Annotated in this window: 16 protein-coding genes; 12 read left to right on the top strand and 4 right to left on the bottom strand. The window is 62.2% G+C overall.

Going from position 1 to position 16,494, the window contains the following annotated elements; all coding sequences use genetic code 11:
- Positions 1-17 precede the first annotated feature (17 nt).
- Together H928_RS0122025 and H928_RS0122020 are read left to right on the top strand one after the other, a co-directional pair.
- Positions 18-782, top strand: a complete 765-nt coding sequence (locus H928_RS0122025) for a basic amino acid ABC transporter substrate-binding protein (protein ID WP_021028432.1) — start codon at positions 18-20, stop codon at positions 780-782.
- 65 nt (positions 783-847) lie between these two features.
- Entirely contained in the window at positions 848-1,624 is a 777-nt protein-coding gene (locus H928_RS0122020) for an amino acid ABC transporter permease (protein WP_021028431.1), read from the top strand.
- A gap of 68 nt (positions 1,625-1,692) precedes the next feature.
- Here H928_RS0122020 and H928_RS0122015 read toward each other — a convergent pair whose 3' ends face one another.
- Positions 1,693-3,213 carry a helicase HerA-like C-terminal domain-containing protein gene (locus H928_RS0122015; RefSeq protein WP_021028430.1) on the bottom strand — a complete coding sequence of 507 codons (1,521 nt, stop codon included), beginning with the start codon at positions 3,211-3,213 and terminating at the stop codon, positions 1,693-1,695.
- A 78-nt stretch (positions 3,214-3,291) separates the two neighbouring features.
- Between H928_RS0122015 and H928_RS0122010 the strand changes: the two genes are divergently transcribed.
- From H928_RS0122010 to H928_RS0121970, 9 genes are all read left to right on the top strand, one after another.
- Positions 3,292-4,011 carry a YebC/PmpR family DNA-binding transcriptional regulator gene (locus H928_RS0122010; RefSeq protein ID WP_021028429.1) on the top strand — a complete coding sequence of 240 codons (720 nt, stop codon included), beginning with the start codon at positions 3,292-3,294 and terminating at the stop codon, positions 4,009-4,011.
- On the top strand, positions 4,008-5,285 hold the full coding sequence (gene purD, locus H928_RS0122005; protein ID WP_027011255.1) for a phosphoribosylamine--glycine ligase: 1,278 nt from the start codon (positions 4,008-4,010) through the stop codon (positions 5,283-5,285). The genes H928_RS0122010 and purD overlap by 4 nt, the downstream gene beginning before the upstream one ends.
- A 30-nt stretch (positions 5,286-5,315) precedes the next feature.
- On the top strand, positions 5,316-6,275 hold the full coding sequence (gene hemF / locus H928_RS0122000) for an oxygen-dependent coproporphyrinogen oxidase (protein WP_021028427.1): 960 nt from the start codon (positions 5,316-5,318) through the stop codon (positions 6,273-6,275).
- A gap of 258 nt (positions 6,276-6,533) precedes the next feature.
- Positions 6,534-7,250, top strand: coding sequence for a ribosome silencing factor (rsfS, locus tag H928_RS0121995; RefSeq protein ID WP_021028426.1), 717 nt, complete (start codon positions 6,534-6,536; stop codon positions 7,248-7,250).
- Between the two features lie 74 nt (positions 7,251-7,324).
- The gene (gene rlmH, locus H928_RS0121990) at positions 7,325-7,792 is read left to right on the top strand and encodes a 23S rRNA (pseudouridine(1915)-N(3))-methyltransferase RlmH (RefSeq protein WP_021028425.1); all 468 of its coding nucleotides are present in this window, start codon (positions 7,325-7,327) and stop codon (positions 7,790-7,792) included.
- 153 nt (positions 7,793-7,945) lie between these two features.
- The gene (locus H928_RS0121985) at positions 7,946-8,560 is read left to right on the top strand and encodes a nucleoside triphosphate pyrophosphatase (RefSeq protein WP_021028424.1); all 615 of its coding nucleotides are present in this window, start codon (positions 7,946-7,948) and stop codon (positions 8,558-8,560) included.
- A 21-nt stretch (positions 8,561-8,581) separates the two neighbouring features.
- A complete protein-coding gene (gene rng / locus H928_RS0121980) occupies positions 8,582-10,069 on the top strand; it encodes a ribonuclease G (protein WP_021028423.1) in 1,488 nt (495 codons plus the stop codon).
- Between the two features lie 190 nt (positions 10,070-10,259).
- Complete coding sequence (locus H928_RS0121975) at positions 10,260-10,745, top strand: helix-turn-helix domain-containing protein (protein WP_021028422.1); 486 nt, start codon at positions 10,260-10,262, stop codon at positions 10,743-10,745.
- Positions 10,742-12,016: a type II toxin-antitoxin system HipA family toxin gene (locus tag H928_RS0121970; protein ID WP_021028421.1), complete on the top strand. Its 1,275-nt coding sequence runs from the start codon at positions 10,742-10,744 to the stop codon at positions 12,014-12,016. The genes H928_RS0121975 and H928_RS0121970 overlap by 4 nt, the downstream gene beginning before the upstream one ends.
- A gap of 157 nt (positions 12,017-12,173) precedes the next feature.
- On the opposite strand, the gene H928_RS0121965 is transcribed toward H928_RS0121970, so the two are convergent.
- The 3 genes from H928_RS0121965 to H928_RS0121955 all read right to left on the bottom strand — a co-directional run bounded on the left by H928_RS0121965 (position 12,174) and on the right by H928_RS0121955 (position 14,947).
- Positions 12,174-13,337, bottom strand: a complete 1,164-nt coding sequence (locus H928_RS0121965) for a pyridoxal phosphate-dependent aminotransferase (protein ID WP_021028420.1) — start codon at positions 13,335-13,337, stop codon at positions 12,174-12,176.
- 93 nt (positions 13,338-13,430) lie between these two features.
- Complete coding sequence (locus H928_RS0121960) at positions 13,431-14,372, bottom strand: CysB family HTH-type transcriptional regulator (protein ID WP_021028419.1); 942 nt, start codon at positions 14,370-14,372, stop codon at positions 13,431-13,433.
- A gap of 170 nt (positions 14,373-14,542) precedes the next feature.
- A complete protein-coding gene (locus tag H928_RS0121955; RefSeq protein ID WP_027011252.1) occupies positions 14,543-14,947 on the bottom strand; it encodes a sirohydrochlorin chelatase in 405 nt (134 codons plus the stop codon).
- Between the two features lie 239 nt (positions 14,948-15,186).
- Between H928_RS0121955 and H928_RS0121950 the strand changes: the two genes are divergently transcribed.
- Positions 15,187-16,482 carry an efflux RND transporter periplasmic adaptor subunit gene (locus H928_RS0121950; protein ID WP_084635924.1) on the top strand — a complete coding sequence of 432 codons (1,296 nt, stop codon included), beginning with the start codon at positions 15,187-15,189 and terminating at the stop codon, positions 16,480-16,482.
- Positions 16,483-16,494 lie beyond the last annotated feature (12 nt).

Raw genomic sequence — 16,494 nt, 5'->3', positions numbered from 1 at the left:
TTGCTAAAGGTTGGGGTATGTGGAACAAAAAATTTGCGCTGGCCATCGGTGCCGCAGCGGTGTCGGTGTTGGCAGCGGGCGCGGCGCAAGCGCAGGGCCGTGATCTGGTGGTGGCCTCGAGCGCGACCTACGCACCTTTTGCGTTCGAGAACAAAGACAAGCAGATCGTCGGCTTTGACATCGATATCGTCAATGCCATCGCCAAGCAGCAGGGCATGAAGCTGCGCATCGTCAACACGCCGTTCAGCAGCATTTTTGCATCGCTCAACAATGGCGATGTGGACTTTGTCATCTCCGGCGTGACCATCAACGACAAGCGCAAGCAGAGCTTTGATTTCTCCCAGCCTTACTTTGATGCCCGCCAGCTGATCGCCGTGCCCAAGGACAGCACGGTGGCCTCGCTCAAGGACCTCAAGGACAAGAAGGTGTCGGTGGTCAGCGGCTCGACCGGTGACGATGTGATGAGCCGCGAAGTCGGCAAGACCAGCGCCAATATCCGCCGCTTCGAGAGCACGCCGCTGATCATCTCCGAGCTGGCCGCAGGTGGCGTGGATGCTGCCATTGGCGACAACGGTGTCATCGCCTACCGCGTCTCGCAGTACCCGGCGCTCAAGACCGTCGATGATGCGAGCTTCCCCAAGGAGCATTTCGGCATCGTCGTGCGCAAGGGCGACAAGGCCTTGCAAGACAAGATCAACGCCGGCCTGGCCGCCATCCGCGCCGATGGCAGCTACAACGTGATCTACAAGAAGTGGTTCAACCAGGACTACAAGCCCCAATAAGGCAAGGCTTGGCGCAGTTGCAATGACGGCCCTGTGGCCGTCATTTTGTTTGAAGGAATGGATTGATGGACAACAACACCCCCGTAGAGTGGTTCGGCTGGTTCCGCCCCGACATCCTCGTGGAATACAAGCAGATGTTCTGGCAGGGCGCCATGGTCACCGTCGGCATGACGGTGGCCTGCGTGATCATGGGTTGCGCACTGGGCCTGATGCTAGCCCTGGCGCGCCTGGCCGACACGCGCCACCAGCCCTGGAAGGGCGTGTGCAAATACCTGCTGCGCTGGCCATCGACGGCCTATGTCAGCTTTTTCCGGGGCACGCCGCTCTTTGTGCAGATCTTGCTGATGCATTTTGCCGTGATGCCCTTGTTTGTGCACCCGGTCAATGGGCTGTTCATCAGCGGTGACCTGGCGCGCACGCTCAAGCAGGACCATGGCGCGCTGATGTCGGGGGTCGTGGCCTTGACACTGAACTCGGCGGCCTATATCTCCGAAGTGTTCCGCGCCGGCATCCAGTCGATCGCGATCGGCCAGAAGCAGGCGGGCATGTCCCTGGGCATGACGCATGGCCAGATGATGCGCTATGTGGTGATTCCGCAGGCCTTCCGCCGCATGCTGCCGCCGCTGGGCAACAACATGATCTCGCTGCTCAAGGACACCTCGCTGGTCTCGGCCATTGGTCTGGCCGAGATGGCCTATGCCGCGCGCACCGTGGCCGGCGCCTATGGCCGCTACTGGGAGCCCTACCTGGCCGTGGCGCTCGCCTATTGGTTGATGACCTTCATGCTGACCCTGGGCCTGCGAGCGCTGGAAAACCATCTGGCACGCACCGATCGCACTTGACTGCGCAGTGCATAAGCGAAAAAGCCGGCAATTGAACTGCCGGCTTTTTCTTTGCGGTGCCTCTCAAGCTACTTCTTGCCGCCCATGATGCTGCCCAGCACGCCGCGCAGAATCTGGTTGCCCAGCTTGGTGCCAAAGGAGCGGGCGGTGGACTTGGCCATGGACTGCACGATGCCGTCCTTCTTGCCGCCACGCGGGCCGGTGGTGCCAAAAAGAATGTCGTTGATGCTGCCCATCAGGCCGCCATCCTCAGGGGCTGCAGCGCCACCTGCAGCGCCCGCACCGGCCTTGCCGCCTTGTGCATCGGTGGCCTGGCCGGCGCGCGCCTTCAGGATCTCGTAGGCGGACTCGCGGTCCACCGGCGTGTCATAGACGCCAGCGACCAGCGAATTCTTCAACAAGGCCTGGCGCTGCTCGGTGCTGATGGGGCCGATCTGGCTGCCGGGCGGCAGCACATAGACGCGCTCGGTCACGCTGGGGCGGCCTTTTTCGTCGAGAAAGCTGACGAGCGCCTCACCGACTGCCAGCTCGGTGATGGCCGCTTCGATGTTCAGGCCCGGGTTGGCGCGCATGGTGGTGGCCGTGGCCTTGACGGCCTTCTGGTCGCGCGGCGTGAAGGCGCGCAGCGCATGCTGCACGCGGTTGCCCAGCTGGGCGAGCACGCTGTCGGGAATGTCCAGCGGGTTTTGCGTGACGAAATACACGCCCACGCCCTTGGAGCGCACCAGGCGCACGACCAGCTCGATGCGCTCTTGCAGCACCTTGGGCGCGTCATTGAACAAGAGGTGGGCCTCGTCAAAGAAGAAGACCAGCTTGGGCTTGTCGGGGTCACCAATTTCCGGGAGCTTCTCGTACAGATCGGACAGCATCCACAGCAAAAAGGTGGAATACAGGCGCGGCGAATTCATCAGCTTGTCAGCGGCCAGGATGTTGATCACCCCTTGCGTGCCCACGGTCTGCATCATGTCGTCGATGTTGAGCATGGGCTCGCCAAAGAAGCTGCCGCCGCCTTGCTGCTCGATCTGCAGCAGGCCGCGCTGGATGGCGCCCACGCTGGCCGAGCTGATGTTGCCGTAGTCGGTGGTGAACTGCTTGGCGTTCTCGCCCACGTAGGACAGCATGGCGCGCAGGTCCTTCAAGTCCAGCAGCAGCATGCCGTTGTCATCGGCGATCTTGAAGACCAGGTTGAGCACGCCCATCTGCGTGTCGTTCAGGTCCAGCATGCGGCCCAGCAGCAGCGGGCCCATGTCCGAGATGGTGGCGCGCACCGGGTGGCCTTGCTCGCCAAACACATCCCACAAGGTGGTGGGGCAAGCCTTGGGCGTGGGCAGGTCAATACCACGGTCTTGCAAGGTGGCGGCCAGCTTGCCGCCAATCTGGCCCACCTGGCTGATGCCGGTCAAATCGCCCTTGATATCGGCCATGAACACCGGCACGCCAATGCCCGAGAATCCCTCGGCCAATGTCTGAAGGGTTACAGTCTTGCCCGTGCCGGTCGCGCCGGTGATCAGCCCGTGGCGGTTGGCGAGGCCAGGAAGTAAAAAACACTCCGTTGTGCCATTTTTGGCAACCAGTAGGGGTTCAGCCATCGTAGGTTTCCTCTCCAGCATCAAAGTCAAAAGTAAAATCGCAGTCTAGCTAGATAAAACAATAGCAAAGGAAATTCTGTGGCAGGACACAGCAAATGGGCCAATATTCAACACCGCAAGGGTCGTCAGGACGAAAAACGCGGCAAGGTATGGACCCGCATCATTCGTGAAATTATGGTCGCTGCGCGGCAGGGTGGTGCGGATTTGAGCGCCAACCCGCGTCTGCGTCTGGCGATCGACAAGGCCAAGGCGGCCAACATGCCGGCCGACAACATCAAACGCAACATCGACAAGGCCACCGGCAACCTCGAAGGCGTGACCTACGAGGAAATCCGCTACGAAGGCTATGGCATCGGTGGCGCGGCCATCATTGTTGACACCATGACGGACAACCGCGTGCGCACGGTGGCCGATGTGCGCCATGCGTTCAGCAAGCACGGCGGCAACATGGGTACCGAAGGCTCGGTGTCCTTCCAGTTCCGCAACCTGGGGCAGCTGGTGTTTGCCCCTGGCGCTGACGAGGACAAGATCATGGAAGTGGCGCTCGAAGCGGGCGCCGAGGATGTGATCACCGACGAGGAGGGTGCCGTCGAAGTGCTGACGCCCCCGTCAGAATTTGAAGCGGTGCGCAATGCGCTGGAGGCAGCGGGCTTCAAGCCCGAAGTGGCCGAGGTGACGATGCGCCCCGAAAATACCGTAGATCTGGATGAGGAAGGTGCGGCCAAGATGCAAAAGTTGCTGGACGCACTGGAAGATCTGGATGATGTTCAAGATGTTTACCATAACGCGGCGCTATGAAGGTACTTGTGATTGGTGGCGGCGGCCGTGAACACGCAATGGCCTGGAAGTTGGCGCAATCGCCCAAGGTCTCCAAGGTCTATGTAGCCCCGGGTAACGCAGGCACCGCACGCGACAAGCGTCTGGAAAACCTGCCGATTACCGATGTGGTTCAGCTGCGCGAATGGGCGCAGGACAACGGTGTGCAGCTGTCCGTCGTGGGCCCCGAGGCGCCTTTGGCCGCCGGCGTGGTCGACGAGTTCCGCGCGCATGGCATGAAGATCTTTGGCCCGACCAAGGCCGCCGCGCAGCTGGAAAGCTCCAAGGCTTTCTCCAAGGATTTCATGGCACGCCATGGCATCCCGACGGCGCAGTACGAGACCTTCAGCGACCCGGTGGCGGCCCATGCCTACATCGACAAGCTGGGCGCGCCCATCGTCGTCAAGGCCGATGGCCTGGCCGCTGGCAAGGGCGTGGTGGTGGCCACCACCACCCAGGAAGCGCACGATGCCGTGGACTTCATGCTGGTGGACAACAAGTACGGCGTTGCCCATAACGACGGCGGCGCCCGCGTGGTGATCGAGGAGTTCCTCGACGGCGAAGAGGCCAGCTTCATCGTGCTGTGCGATGGCAAGAGCGTGGCGGCCATGGCGACCAGCCAGGACCACAAGCGCTTGAAGGACGGCGACCAGGGCCCCAACACCGGCGGCATGGGTGCCTACTCGCCCGCCCCGGTGGTGACGGCCGATGTGCATGCCCGCGCGATGCGCGAGATCATTCTGCCCACCATCCGTGGCATGGAAAAAGACGGCATTCCCTACACCGGCTTCTTGTACGCGGGCCTGATGATCGACAAGGCGGGACACCCCAAGACCTTGGAGTTCAACTGCCGCATGGGTGACCCGGAAACCCAGCCGATCATGATGCGCCTCAAGAGCGATCTGGTCGATGTGATGCAGGCTGCCACCGACGGCAAGCTCGACCAGATCGAGCTGCAGTGGGACCGCCGCACCGCGCTGGGCGTGGTGATGGCCGCCCATGGCTACCCGGACGCTCCCCGCAAGGGCGATGTGATCACCGGTCTGCCCGAGGACGAAGAAGAAGTGATGGTCTTCCACGCCGGCACCACAGTGCAGGATGGCAAGCCCGTCACCAGCGGTGGCCGCGTGCTGTGTGTGACCGCCTTGGCCGACAACGTCAAGCAGGCGCAGCAGCGCGTGTATGCCGCTGCAGCGCAAGTGCATTTCGATGGTGCGCAATCCCGCCACGACATCGGCTACCGCGCGGTCAAGTGACCGCCCGCAAGCCCACAGTGAGCCCCGCCCATGCTGTCCTCGTCCGTTGACCAACTGAACGCCGGGGCCCAGGCCCAGGCGGTGGCCGCCTACCTCCAGTCGCTGCAGGCCTCGATCACCGATGCCGTTGAAGCGCTGGAGCAGGAGGCGGGCAGCGCCGTGCGCTTTCTGGCCGATGCCTGGCACAAGGCGCCCGGTGAGAAGCTGCAAGGCCAGGGTCTGACCAAGATCCTCGAAGGCGGCGCGGTGTTTGAGCGCGCAGGCGTGGGCTTCTCGCAAGTGCGGGGCCCGCAGTTGCCACCCTCGGCGACCCAACACCGGCCCGAGCTGGCAGGTGCCCCTTTCACGGCCATGGGCGTGTCCCTGGTCTTCCATCCGCGCAACCCCTATGTGCCCACGGTGCATATGAATGTGCGCATGATTGCAGCAGGCCACCCCGGCCAGCCCGCCACCTGTTGGTTTGGTGGCGGTATGGACCTGACGCCGTTCTACCCGTTTGCGCAGGACGCGCAGCATTTTCACCAGGTTTGCCACGATGCGGTGGCGCCTTTTGGTGCTGACTTGTACCCGCGCTTCAAGCAGTGGTGCGACAGCTATTTTTTCCTCAAGCACCGCAATGAGGCGCGCGGCATCGGCGGCATCTTCTTTGATGATTTCTCCGAGCTGGGCTTTGAAGGCAGCTTTGCAATGCTGCAGTCGGTGGGCGATGCCTTTTTGCAGGCTTATCTGCCCATCGTGCAGCGCCGCAAGGACGAGGTCTATGGCGAGCGCGAGCGGGACTTTCAGCTCTACCGGCGCGGGCGCTATGTGGAGTTCAACCTGGTCTGGGACCGGGGCACCCACTTTGGTTTGCAGTCGGGTGGGCGCACGGAGTCGATCCTGCTGTCGATGCCGCCCTTGGCGAGCTGGAGCTACCAGCGCCAGGACCCTGAGGGCTCGCCCGAAGCGCGTTTGCTGGCGGACTTTTTGCAGCCGCGTGATTGGCTCTAAACACCGGGCCCCTCGGTCTGCCGGCGCCCTTGTGCTGGGGCTTGGCGGGGCTTGCCGTCTGCACCGCAAGGCCCTATCTGGGCGCCATTTGGCGCAGCTTGCGTATAATTGACTTTCCGCTGACCGTATTCATGCCCCATCGCAGGCTGTGCGGCAGTATCTCTTGAAGGCCTTGCCCTTTTGCCACGGCGTGTTGACGCGATCAACAATAACTGCAACACGCGCTATAGTACAAACACTTTCATCCATCACCGACTGATGACCACCGCCAAAAAATCCGAATCCACTGCCAAGAAATCTGTGCAATTGCTGCAGCGTGCCATCGTTGATGGGCTGGAAGATGTGAAAGCACAAGATATCCAGGTTTTCAATACCGAGCACCTCTCGCCGCTGTTTGAGCGCGTGATCGTCGCTGCCGGTACCTCGAACCGCCAGACCAAGGCCTTGGCTGCCAGCGTCAAGGACGCCGTCAAGGAAGCGGGCTTTCCCAAGCCACGCACCGAAGGCGAAGACAACGGCGAATGGATCATTGTCGACTGCGGCCCGGTTGTGGCCCACATCATGCAGCCGATGATCCGCCAGTACTACCGCCTCGAAGAGATGTGGGGCGATACGCCCGTGCGCGTCAAGCTGGGCGCTGCCAAGCCCAAGGCCGCCAAGCCGGCCAAGGCCAAACCAGAAGCCGCTGCCGACACCGCTGCTGACAGCAAGAAGAAGCCCGCTGCACGCAAGCCTGCTGCTGCCAGCGCTGCCGATGCACCGGTGAAGAAGACCGCTGCGAAGAAGCCAGCGGTCAAGAAGATCTCGGGCACCGTGGCCAAAAAGCCTGCGGCCAAGAAGACCAGCGCTGCTGCCACCGTCAAGACCGTCGTGGTCAACAAGCCCAAGGCCAGCAAGCCCGCAGCCAAGTCGGCCGTCGCCAAGCCTGCAGCCAAGAAGCCAGCGGCCAAGCGCGCGACCAGCAAGGCCAAGTAACACCCCCCTCAACCTGCGGGTTGCAAAGAGCTGTACTGCCGAGCAGGACAGCTCTTTTTCATTGGAGATTTCAGATGAAGATTTTCATTGTTGCGGTGGGCCAGCATGTACCCGATTGGGCGCAGACCGCTTATGACGACTATGCCAAGCGCTTCCCGCCCGAGCTGAAGGTGGAGCTCAAGGCGGTCAAGACCGAGCCGCGCGGCTCCAAGACGGTGGAGACCCTGTACGCCGCCGAGCGCAAGCGCATCGAGGCGGCCATCCCGCGCGGCACACGCATTGTGGTGCTCGATGAGCGCGGCACCAACCTGACCACCAAGGCACTGGCCAAGCGGGTCAAGGGCTGGCAGCTCGAAGGTGACGATGTGGGGCTGATCATCGGTGGCCCCGACGGGCTGGACCCCGAGTTCAAGGCTGCTGCGCACGAGCGCATTCGCCTCTCGGACATGACCTTGCCCCATGCGATGGTGCGGGTGCTGCTGATCGAGCAGCTCTACCGCGCCTGGTCGGTCAATGCCGGCCACCCTTACCACCGCGAATAGGCCCAGAGCGCCTGCGCTCGGGTGGGCGAGAGCAGGGCAATATCCCCGCTTGCCAGCGGGCTGCCGGATGCGTTATGCTGCAAAAATAATAGCTGCTTGCGCTGGATTGATGGGCGCAGGCGCTTTTTTCAAATCTTGGCCTCGCTTCCCACCATGCATCCCTTCGTCTACCTGGCGTCACAGTCCCCGCGTCGCAGTCAACTGCTCGAGCAGATCGGTATCGCCCACCGCTTGCTGGTGGCCCAGGACGGCGATCCCGAGCCCCAGGACCCCGAAGCGCTGGAGCTGGTGCTGCCGCGTGAATCGGCTACCGACTATGTGCAGCGCGTGACCGGGCTGAAGCTCGATGCCGCACTGGCCCGCCTGCAGCGGCGCGGCTTGGACCCAGCACCGATTCTGTGCTCTGACACCACGGTGTCGCTGGGCCGGCATATTCTGGGCAAACCCGAGACGCCGCAGCAAGCGAGCGAGATGCTGCAGGCACTCAGCGGCAAGACGCACCGGGTATTGACCGCTGTGGCCCTGCAAAGCGGGCGAAAGCGTTTGACGGCCTTGTCCGTCTCCAGCGTGCAGTTTGCGCCTATCGATGCCGCGCAGATCGAAGCCTATGTTGCCAGTGGTGAGCCCATGGGCAAGGCGGGCGCCTATGGCGTGCAGGGGCGGGCGGCCGCATATATTGCCAAGATCAGCGGCAGTTATTCCGGCATCATGGGGCTGCCCGTGTTCGAGACAGCGAATGTGCTGCGGGCTGCAGGGTTTGCCATCTAAGGCCCTTTAAGAATGACTTCTATGCAAAATGATATTTTGATCAATTGGGCGCCGCAGGAGACGCGGGTGGCCATCATCGAGGGTGGCGCCGTGCAGGAGCTGCACCACGAGCGCACCCTGGAGCGAGGCCTCGTGGGCAATGTCTACCTGGGCAAGATATCGCGCGTGCTGCCCGGTATGCAGTCGGCCTTTATCGACATTGGTCTGGAGCGCGCCGCATTCCTGCATGTGGCGGATGTCTGGCAACGCCAGGAGGGTGGCCTGGCGCCGATGTTTGCGCGCAAGGGTGAGCCCCAGGTACCGATTGAAAAGCAGATCTTTGAAGGCCAGTCGATCATGGTGCAGGTCATCAAGGACCCGATCGGCACCAAGGGCGCGCGGCTGTCCACCCAGATCAGCGTGGCCGGGCGCTTGCTGGTGTTCCTGCCCCAGGACGACCATATCGGCGTCTCGCAAAAGATTCCCCAGAACGAACGTGATGCGCTGCGTGCGCGCCTGCAGGCATTGGTGGGCACGGCGCAAACGGGCGGTGGCGGCGGTTTTATCCTGCGCACCAATGGCGAGGACTCCAGCGATGAGGAACTGGCCGAGGACATCAGCTACCTGCGCAAGGTCTGGAAGCGCATCAAGGACAGCGCTGCCAAACAGGCCGCCAAGAGCTTGCTGCACCAGGACCTGAGCCTGATGCAGCGCGTGCTGCGCGACATGGTCACGGAAAACACCCAGTCGATCCGCATCGATTCGCGCGAGCAGTTTGTGCTGCTGCAGCAGTTTGGCCAGGAGTTCATGCCGGCAGCGCTCCCCAAGCTGCAGCTCTACAAGGGCGAACGCCCGATCTTCGACCTTTACTCGGTCGACGAGGAGATCGCCCGCGCGCTGGGCCGGCGTGTGGACCTCAAGTCGGGCGGCTACCTGATCGTGGACCAGACCGAGGCCCTGACCACCGTCGATGTGAACACCGGCGGCTATGTGGGTGCGCGCAATTTTGACGACACCATCTTCAAGACCAACCTGGAAGCGGCCCATGCCATTGCCCGCCAGCTGCGGCTGCGCAACCTGGGCGGCATCATCATCGTGGACTTCATCGACATGGTGCACGAGGACCACCAGGCGCAGGTGCTGCACGAGCTGCGCAAGCAGCTGCAGCGCGATCGCGTCAAAACCATGTGTGGCGAATTCTCCCAGCTGGGCCTGGTGGAGATGACACGCAAGCGCACGCGCGAATCGCTCGCGCACATGCTATGCACCTCGTGCCCGGTCTGCAATGGCGTCGGGGAAGTCAAGACCGTGCGCACGGTCTGCTACGACATCCTGCGCGAGATTCTGCGCGAGGCACGCCAGTTCAACCCCAAGGAGTTCCGCGTGCTCGCCGCCCCTCCAGTGATCGAGATGCTGCTGGACGAAGAGAGCCAGCACCTGGCCGGCCTGTCCGATTTCATCGGCAAACCGATCTCGCTGCAGGCCGAAGGGCGGGATGGTTCGGACCAGTACGACATCGTGCTGCTTTGATCTACCGCGTCTCTCGGACACTGTTTGATAAAAAGTGAAATTATTCTTCACTTTTTTATCTATAAATATAAAAATATTTTCTCTTTTCCTAGGTGAAGCGGCATTGGTCCAGCGTTCGCGCTGGTAGATGGCCTTGAATAGTGCTAATATTATTTCATCGGTGATTGAAAAATGATGAAATATTAGCGCCATGGCGAAGAAGACTGCTCCTCTTTTGCCCGCTACCACCAAGCTCCTTGTCGAGTTTGGAGAGCGGCTCAAGCTTGCGCGCTTGCGCAGGAAGCTGACAGCCAAGCAGGTGGCTGAGCGTGCTGGCATGACCCCCATGACCTTGCGCTCCTTGGAAGCCGGTGGATCAGGCGTGACGATGGGGGCCTATTTGTCGGTAATGCAGGTCCTTGGACTTGCCAATGATTTGGCCATGCTTGCCACGGAGGACCAGCTGGGCCGCCAACTCCAGGATGCACGCTTGGTCAAAAGCGAGACTGCGCAGCACGTCGTTAGCGAGCCGGTGAAACGTCGGTCATCACGCAAATCGCAGACGGCACCGGCCAGGAAAGACATGCCGACCACCGTTTTACCCTTGCCCCTCAGTGGCTCTGCAGCGGATGCTTTGGGAGAGACCAAAAGCACAGCAGCGCTGAGCGCCCTGCTGAAAAAGAGCACAGAACCATGAGCAAGATAGCGGTCTATGCGGACTGGGAGGGGTTGCCGGGGCCTTGGCGCTTGGGTTTTCTGCACAGTCGCCGAACGCGCGCGACGGAGTTGTTTGAATTCGAATACGACACCAAGGCGCTGACAGAGCCGCTTCTTGCCGGTGTGCACCTGGATCCGAACCTTCAGGCGTTCAGCGGGCCGCAGTATCCCCCTGCGCCCAGAGACAAGTTTGGCATCTTTGATGATTCAAGCCCGGATCGTTGGGGACGCAAGCTGATGGATCGGCGGTTCGAGCGTGAGAAGCGGGCAGGGCTGTGGCCGGCCGAGGCCCGCCTCTACGAATCCGATTACCTGTTGGGTGTGCATGACCAGTACCGCGTGGGGGCCTTGCGCTACCGGCTGGAGGACGAGGGCAGCTTCCTTGACGACCGTATCGACATGGCAGCGCCGCCTTTCACGGAAATTCGCGCGCTGGAGCAGGCCAGCCGTGGCTTGGAGCAAGACCCAGACAATATGGCGGCGCAGGGGCAGGACTGGCTGCGCATGTTGATCGCACCGGGTGGCTCGCTAGGCGGTGCCCGGCCCAAGGCCAGCGTTGTGGACGATGCGGGGCGCCTGTACATCGCCAAGTTCCCCAGTATCAGAGACAGCTATGACGTTGGTGGCTGGGAAATGGTGGTGAATGCGCTCGCGCATGGCTGCGGCCTTCAGGTTGCTACGGCGCAGGCGCGTAAATTTGCCAGCGATTACCACTGCTTCATGGTGAGCCGCTTTGACCGGACGGACGGCGGGAGGCGGCTGCATTTTGCGTCGGCAATGACGATGACCGGCCGCAACGACGGCGATGATGCGTCCACGGGTGTGAGCTATCTGGAACTCGCGGAAGTCATTATGCGCCAGGGCGCGCAGCCCAATCAGGATCTGAAAGAGCTCTGGTCGCGGATCGTCTTCAACCTGCTGGTCTCCAACACGGACGACCATCTCCGCAACCACGGCTTTATCCTCGTGCCTGGCAGGGGCTGGAAACTGTCACAGGCTTACGACATGAACCCGGTCGCCTATGCCGATGGCCTGAAGCTCAACATCACCGATGCAGACAATGCGCTGGATCTTGAACTGGCGCGGGAAGTTGCAGCTTATTTCCGTGTGAGCCTGAAAGACGCAGACAAGACCATTGACGCATTTCGAGGCATCGTCAGTCAGTGGCGGGTGGTCGCCACGCATGTCGGTCTGTCAGCCAGTGAACAGGGCCGAATGGCGGGCGCCTTTGCGCTTGCCGAGGAAGATTGAGGCCGACATAGCCATCTGTCAGCGCGCTCCGCGTCTGCAGACCAAGTCCAGCCAACATGCGGCTCAACATTGATCGCGCTGATCGTCTGGAATGGCTGGGGTGCTGCAACTCCAGCTGCCCCAATCCAAACCAGATCAACCCTGCATTAGAGGGCGGTTAAAGCTTGCGCAGACGCTCCAGCGCCGCCAGCAGGGTTTCATCCTTTTTTGCATAGCAAAAGCGCACCACCTGCTGGTCAAAGCCGTTGCCATAAAAGGCAGACAGCGGAATGGCTGCAACGCCCAGGTCCTTGACCAGTTGCTGGCAGAACTCGGCCTCGCTGGCATCGGTCACGGCCGAGATATCCACGCACTGGAAATAGGTGCCGGAGCTGGGCAGGAGCTTGAGGCGCGAGCCTTCGAGGCCTGCGCGGAACAGGTCGCGCTTCTTTTGGTAGAAGGCCGGCAGGTTCAGGTAGGGCGCAGGGTCCTTCAGGTACTCGGCCAAGCCCACCTGCATGGGGGTGTTGACGGTGAACACATTGAACTGGTGCACCTTGCGGAATTCGGCAGTCAAGGGCGCCGGGGCGGCCACGGTGGCCACCTTCCAGCCGGTCACATGGAAGGTCTTGCCAAAGCTGCTGACCACATAGGCGCGTGCGGCCAGGCCCGGGTAGCGCGATGCGCTTTCGTGGCGCTCGCCGTCGAACACCATGTGCTCGTAGACCTCATCAGCCAAGAGCAGGATATTTGTGGGGGCCAGCAGGTCTTGCAGCTGCTGCATCTCCTGCGCGGTCCAGGTGGTGCCGCTGGGGTTGTGCGGGGTGTTGATCAGCAGCAGGCGCGTCTTGGGGGTGATGGCCGCTGCGATCTTGCCAAAGTCGGGGCGGAAGGTCTTGGGCGTCAGCGGCACGCGCACAGGCACGCCGCCGGCCAGCTCGATATTGGGCACATAGCTGTCATAGCAGGGGTCCAGCACGATGACTTCATCGCCGGGGCTCACGCAGCTGAGGATGACGGTCAGGATCGCTTGGGTGGCACCGGCGGTGACGGTGATTTCGCTGTTGGCGTCATAGCGCTTGCCATAGAGCGCTTCGATTTTCTGGGCCACCACCTCGCGCAAGGCTGGCACACCGGTCATTGGCGGGTACTGGTTGTGGCCGGCCTGCATGGCGCGGCTGACGCTATCGATCAGAGCCGGATCACAGCCAAAGTCCGGGAAGCCCTGGCCCAGATTGACGGCCTTGTGCTCGGTGGCGAGCGCCGACATGACGGTGAAAATGGTGGTGCCCACGTTGGGCAGGCGGCTGGGGAACGATGGGGTCAGGGCAGAAGCGGACATGGTGGACAGGGCGGGACACAAGACCCCTGCCGGCAAGCGGGGCGGTGGTCTATGCATCCGTCGATCAATAAGCGGTGTGGAAAGGGTTGCGGATCAGAGTTCGTAGTCAGCCACGTGGCCGACCATCGCTCGGCCGATCAGATCACGGTTCAAACGGTCGCTGATCAGCTCGGCAAATTTGTAGACAAAATTGCGCATATAAGCGCCGCGCTTGAAGGCCACGCGCGCCACGCTCTCGCCAAAGAGGTGGCCCATGGGCCGCACGGCCAGGTCCTTGATCGGGTCGTCGCGCATGGCCATCTCGGCCACAATGCCAATGCCCAGACCCAGGCGCACATAGGTCTTGATGACGTCGGAGTCAATGGCTTCGAGCACGATCTTGGGCGTGAGCTGGCGGGCTGCCATCGCCGAATCGATCTTGCCCCGGCCGGTGAAGGACGGGTGGTAGGTGATCAAGGGCTCGCCGGCGATGTCCTCCAGATTGATGCGTTCTTTTTGCGCCAGCGGGTGCTGGTGCGGCATGACCAGCACATGCTGCCATTCGTAGCAGGGCAGGGTCACCAGCTCGGGGTAGTCGGCCAGCGATTCGGTGGCCATGCCCAGGTCGGCCTGCTCATCGATCACCATGCGGGCCACTTCGGCGGGCGTGGCCTGGTGCAGGCTGACCGTCACCTTGGGGTAGTGCTCGCGCAGGCGTGCCACCGGGGTGGGCAGCACATAGCGCGCCTGGGTATGGGTGGTGGCGATGGAGAGCGTGCCGCTGTCCTGCGCGCTGTACTGGTCGCCAATGCGCTTGAGGTTGCCGACCTCGCGCATGATGATCTCGATGCTGCGCAGCACCTGCTGGCCGGGCTCGGTGATGCGTTTGAGGCGCTTGCCGTGGCGCGCAAAGATGTCGATGCCCAGCTCCTCTTCCAGCTCGATGATGGCCTTGGAGACGCCGGGTTGCGAGGTGTGCAATGCCTTGGCCGCCTCGGTCAGGTTGAGGTTGCGGCGCGCGGCCTCTTGCACAAAGCGGAACTGATGCAGGTTCATACAATGATGCGGAATATGAATTTACATCATTATGCTTGATTGGAATATAAAAAGCAGCCCTTAGACAGAAACCCAAGTGGCGGGGCGGCATTTTGCGAAACAGCATTTGCCGAGCGCGGCCATAGGCGCGGCGCCTGGGCTAAGAGATTCCGGCTATGCCACTTGCGCAGTCAGCCCTGCAGCTTGCCTTGCAGATAGCCGCCAGCCATGTCTGCCAAGAGCTGGATCACCCTTGCATCCTCGCCCATTGCCGGGGCGATGCGCAGCTGCACCTGGGGGTAGCGCGGGGCGAGTTCCTCGACCAGCGCGGGAATGTCTTCGCTGGCATGCTTGCCCACGCCAAAGAGCAGGGGCCAGATGGTGATATGGGTCAGCCGCGGGTGCGACTGCAGCAGCTGGGCCACGGCCGGGCCCAGCGGCGGCTCGCACCAGTCCAGGTAGGCGCAAGCGACGGCAGCGTCAGGCCGTGCATGCTGTACCTGGGCGAGCAAATGCTCGGCATTGCGGCGCCAGACGGGGTCTTTGGAGCCGTGAGACAGCAGGATGAGACCAGTGGCAGAGGAGGGCGATGGCATGGGGCGATGGTGGTGGTCGAAGGTGGAGAGGTGTTTGCGGCTGTAAAGCTTGGAACCTTTGAACATTATCGCTTTCCCATAAATGGGCGCGATTCGGCGCCCGCGCTGATACCGCATGTAGCAAAATGTACAGCTTGCGCGCCTGGGTGCGAAAAAGCAGCCCATCCTGTGCAACGCTTTACACTGCCTACATATTTAGCTGTAAAAATAGTAGTTTGCTCTACCTGAAGCCAAAACCGATGATGCCGGATGTTTCCAATTTTTCGCGCCAGTCTCTGGCAACGTTTCAATCTTTGGCAACTGTCGGAAAGCTTTCCCCTCCCTGTACGTTCAGCCAGCTCGCCCGGGTTGGAGCGGTGGTCGCGGCCCTGGGGCTGCTCGCCGCCTGCTCGGACAAACCCGCGCCCACGGCTGCTGCGCCACAGGCCCCGGAGGTGGGCATCATCACCGTGCAATCCGCATCGCAGCAGCTGACTGCCGAGCTGCCGGGCCGCACCAACGCCTTCATGATTGCCGAGATTCGCCCCCAGGCCAATGGCATTGTCGAAAAGCGCCTGTTTACCGAAGGTGCCTCGGTCAAGGCCGGCCAGGCGCTCTACCAGCTGGACGACCGGCCCGCGCGGGCGGCCGTCAACAGTGCCGAGGCTGCTTTGGCCAAGGCCAAGGCCACGGCGCAGACGGCGCGCAGCAACGCCGCGCGCAACAGCGAGCTGGTCAAGATCGATGCCATCAGCCGCCAGGTGTTTGATGACAGCCAGGCGCTGGTCGCACAGACCGCCTCCGATGTGGCCGTCGCCCAGGCTGCGCTGGACAATGCGCGCATCAATCTGCAGTACACCCGCATCACCTCTCCCATCAGTGGCAAGGTCAGCACCTCGGCGGTCACGCCCGGTGCGCTGGTCACCGCCAACCAGGCGACGGCGCTCACCACCGTGGTGCAGCTCGATCCGATGTATGTGGACTTCACCCAATCGAGCACCGAGATGCTGCAGCTGCAGCGCGACCTGAAGGCGGGGCGCTTTCAGCGCCTCGAAGGTGACCAGATTCCGGTGCGCATCCGCCTCGACGACGGCACCGAATACAGCCATGAGGCCAAGCTCAAGTTCTCGGGCGTGATTGTCAGCGCCACCACGGGCACGGTCACCTTGCGCGCCCAGGTGCCCAACCCCGATGGCGTGCTGATGCCCAATATGTATGTGCAGGCCTTGCTGCCCACGGCCGTCGCACCCGATGCGCTGCTCGTGCCCCAGCAATCGGTGGTGCGCGATCTGACTGGCAAACCGACCGTCTTGGTGGTTACCGCCGAGGACAAGGTGCAAAAGCGCACCTTGCAGCTCGACCGTGCGGTGGGCAGCCAGTGGCTGGTGGGCAGTGGACTCAAGTCTGGTGAGCGCGTGGTGGTCGATGGCTTTCAGCGTGTGAAGGACGGTGACAAGGTGCGGGTGGCCGAGGTGGACCTGAAGGCGCAGGCCGAGCGTGTGCGCAGCCCGGGACGCGTGCCCGGCCAGGCCGCAGCGCCGGCAGCAGCCCAGTAAGTCACCCAGAAC

The sequence above is a fragment of the Comamonas sp. B-9 genome (assembly GCF_000410635.1).
In the GTDB taxonomy this organism is placed as follows: Bacteria; Pseudomonadota; Gammaproteobacteria; order Burkholderiales; family Burkholderiaceae_C; genus Comamonas.
The sequence above is the reverse complement of the archived record's forward strand: the minus strand, read 5'-3'. Positions and strand labels throughout refer to the sequence as shown.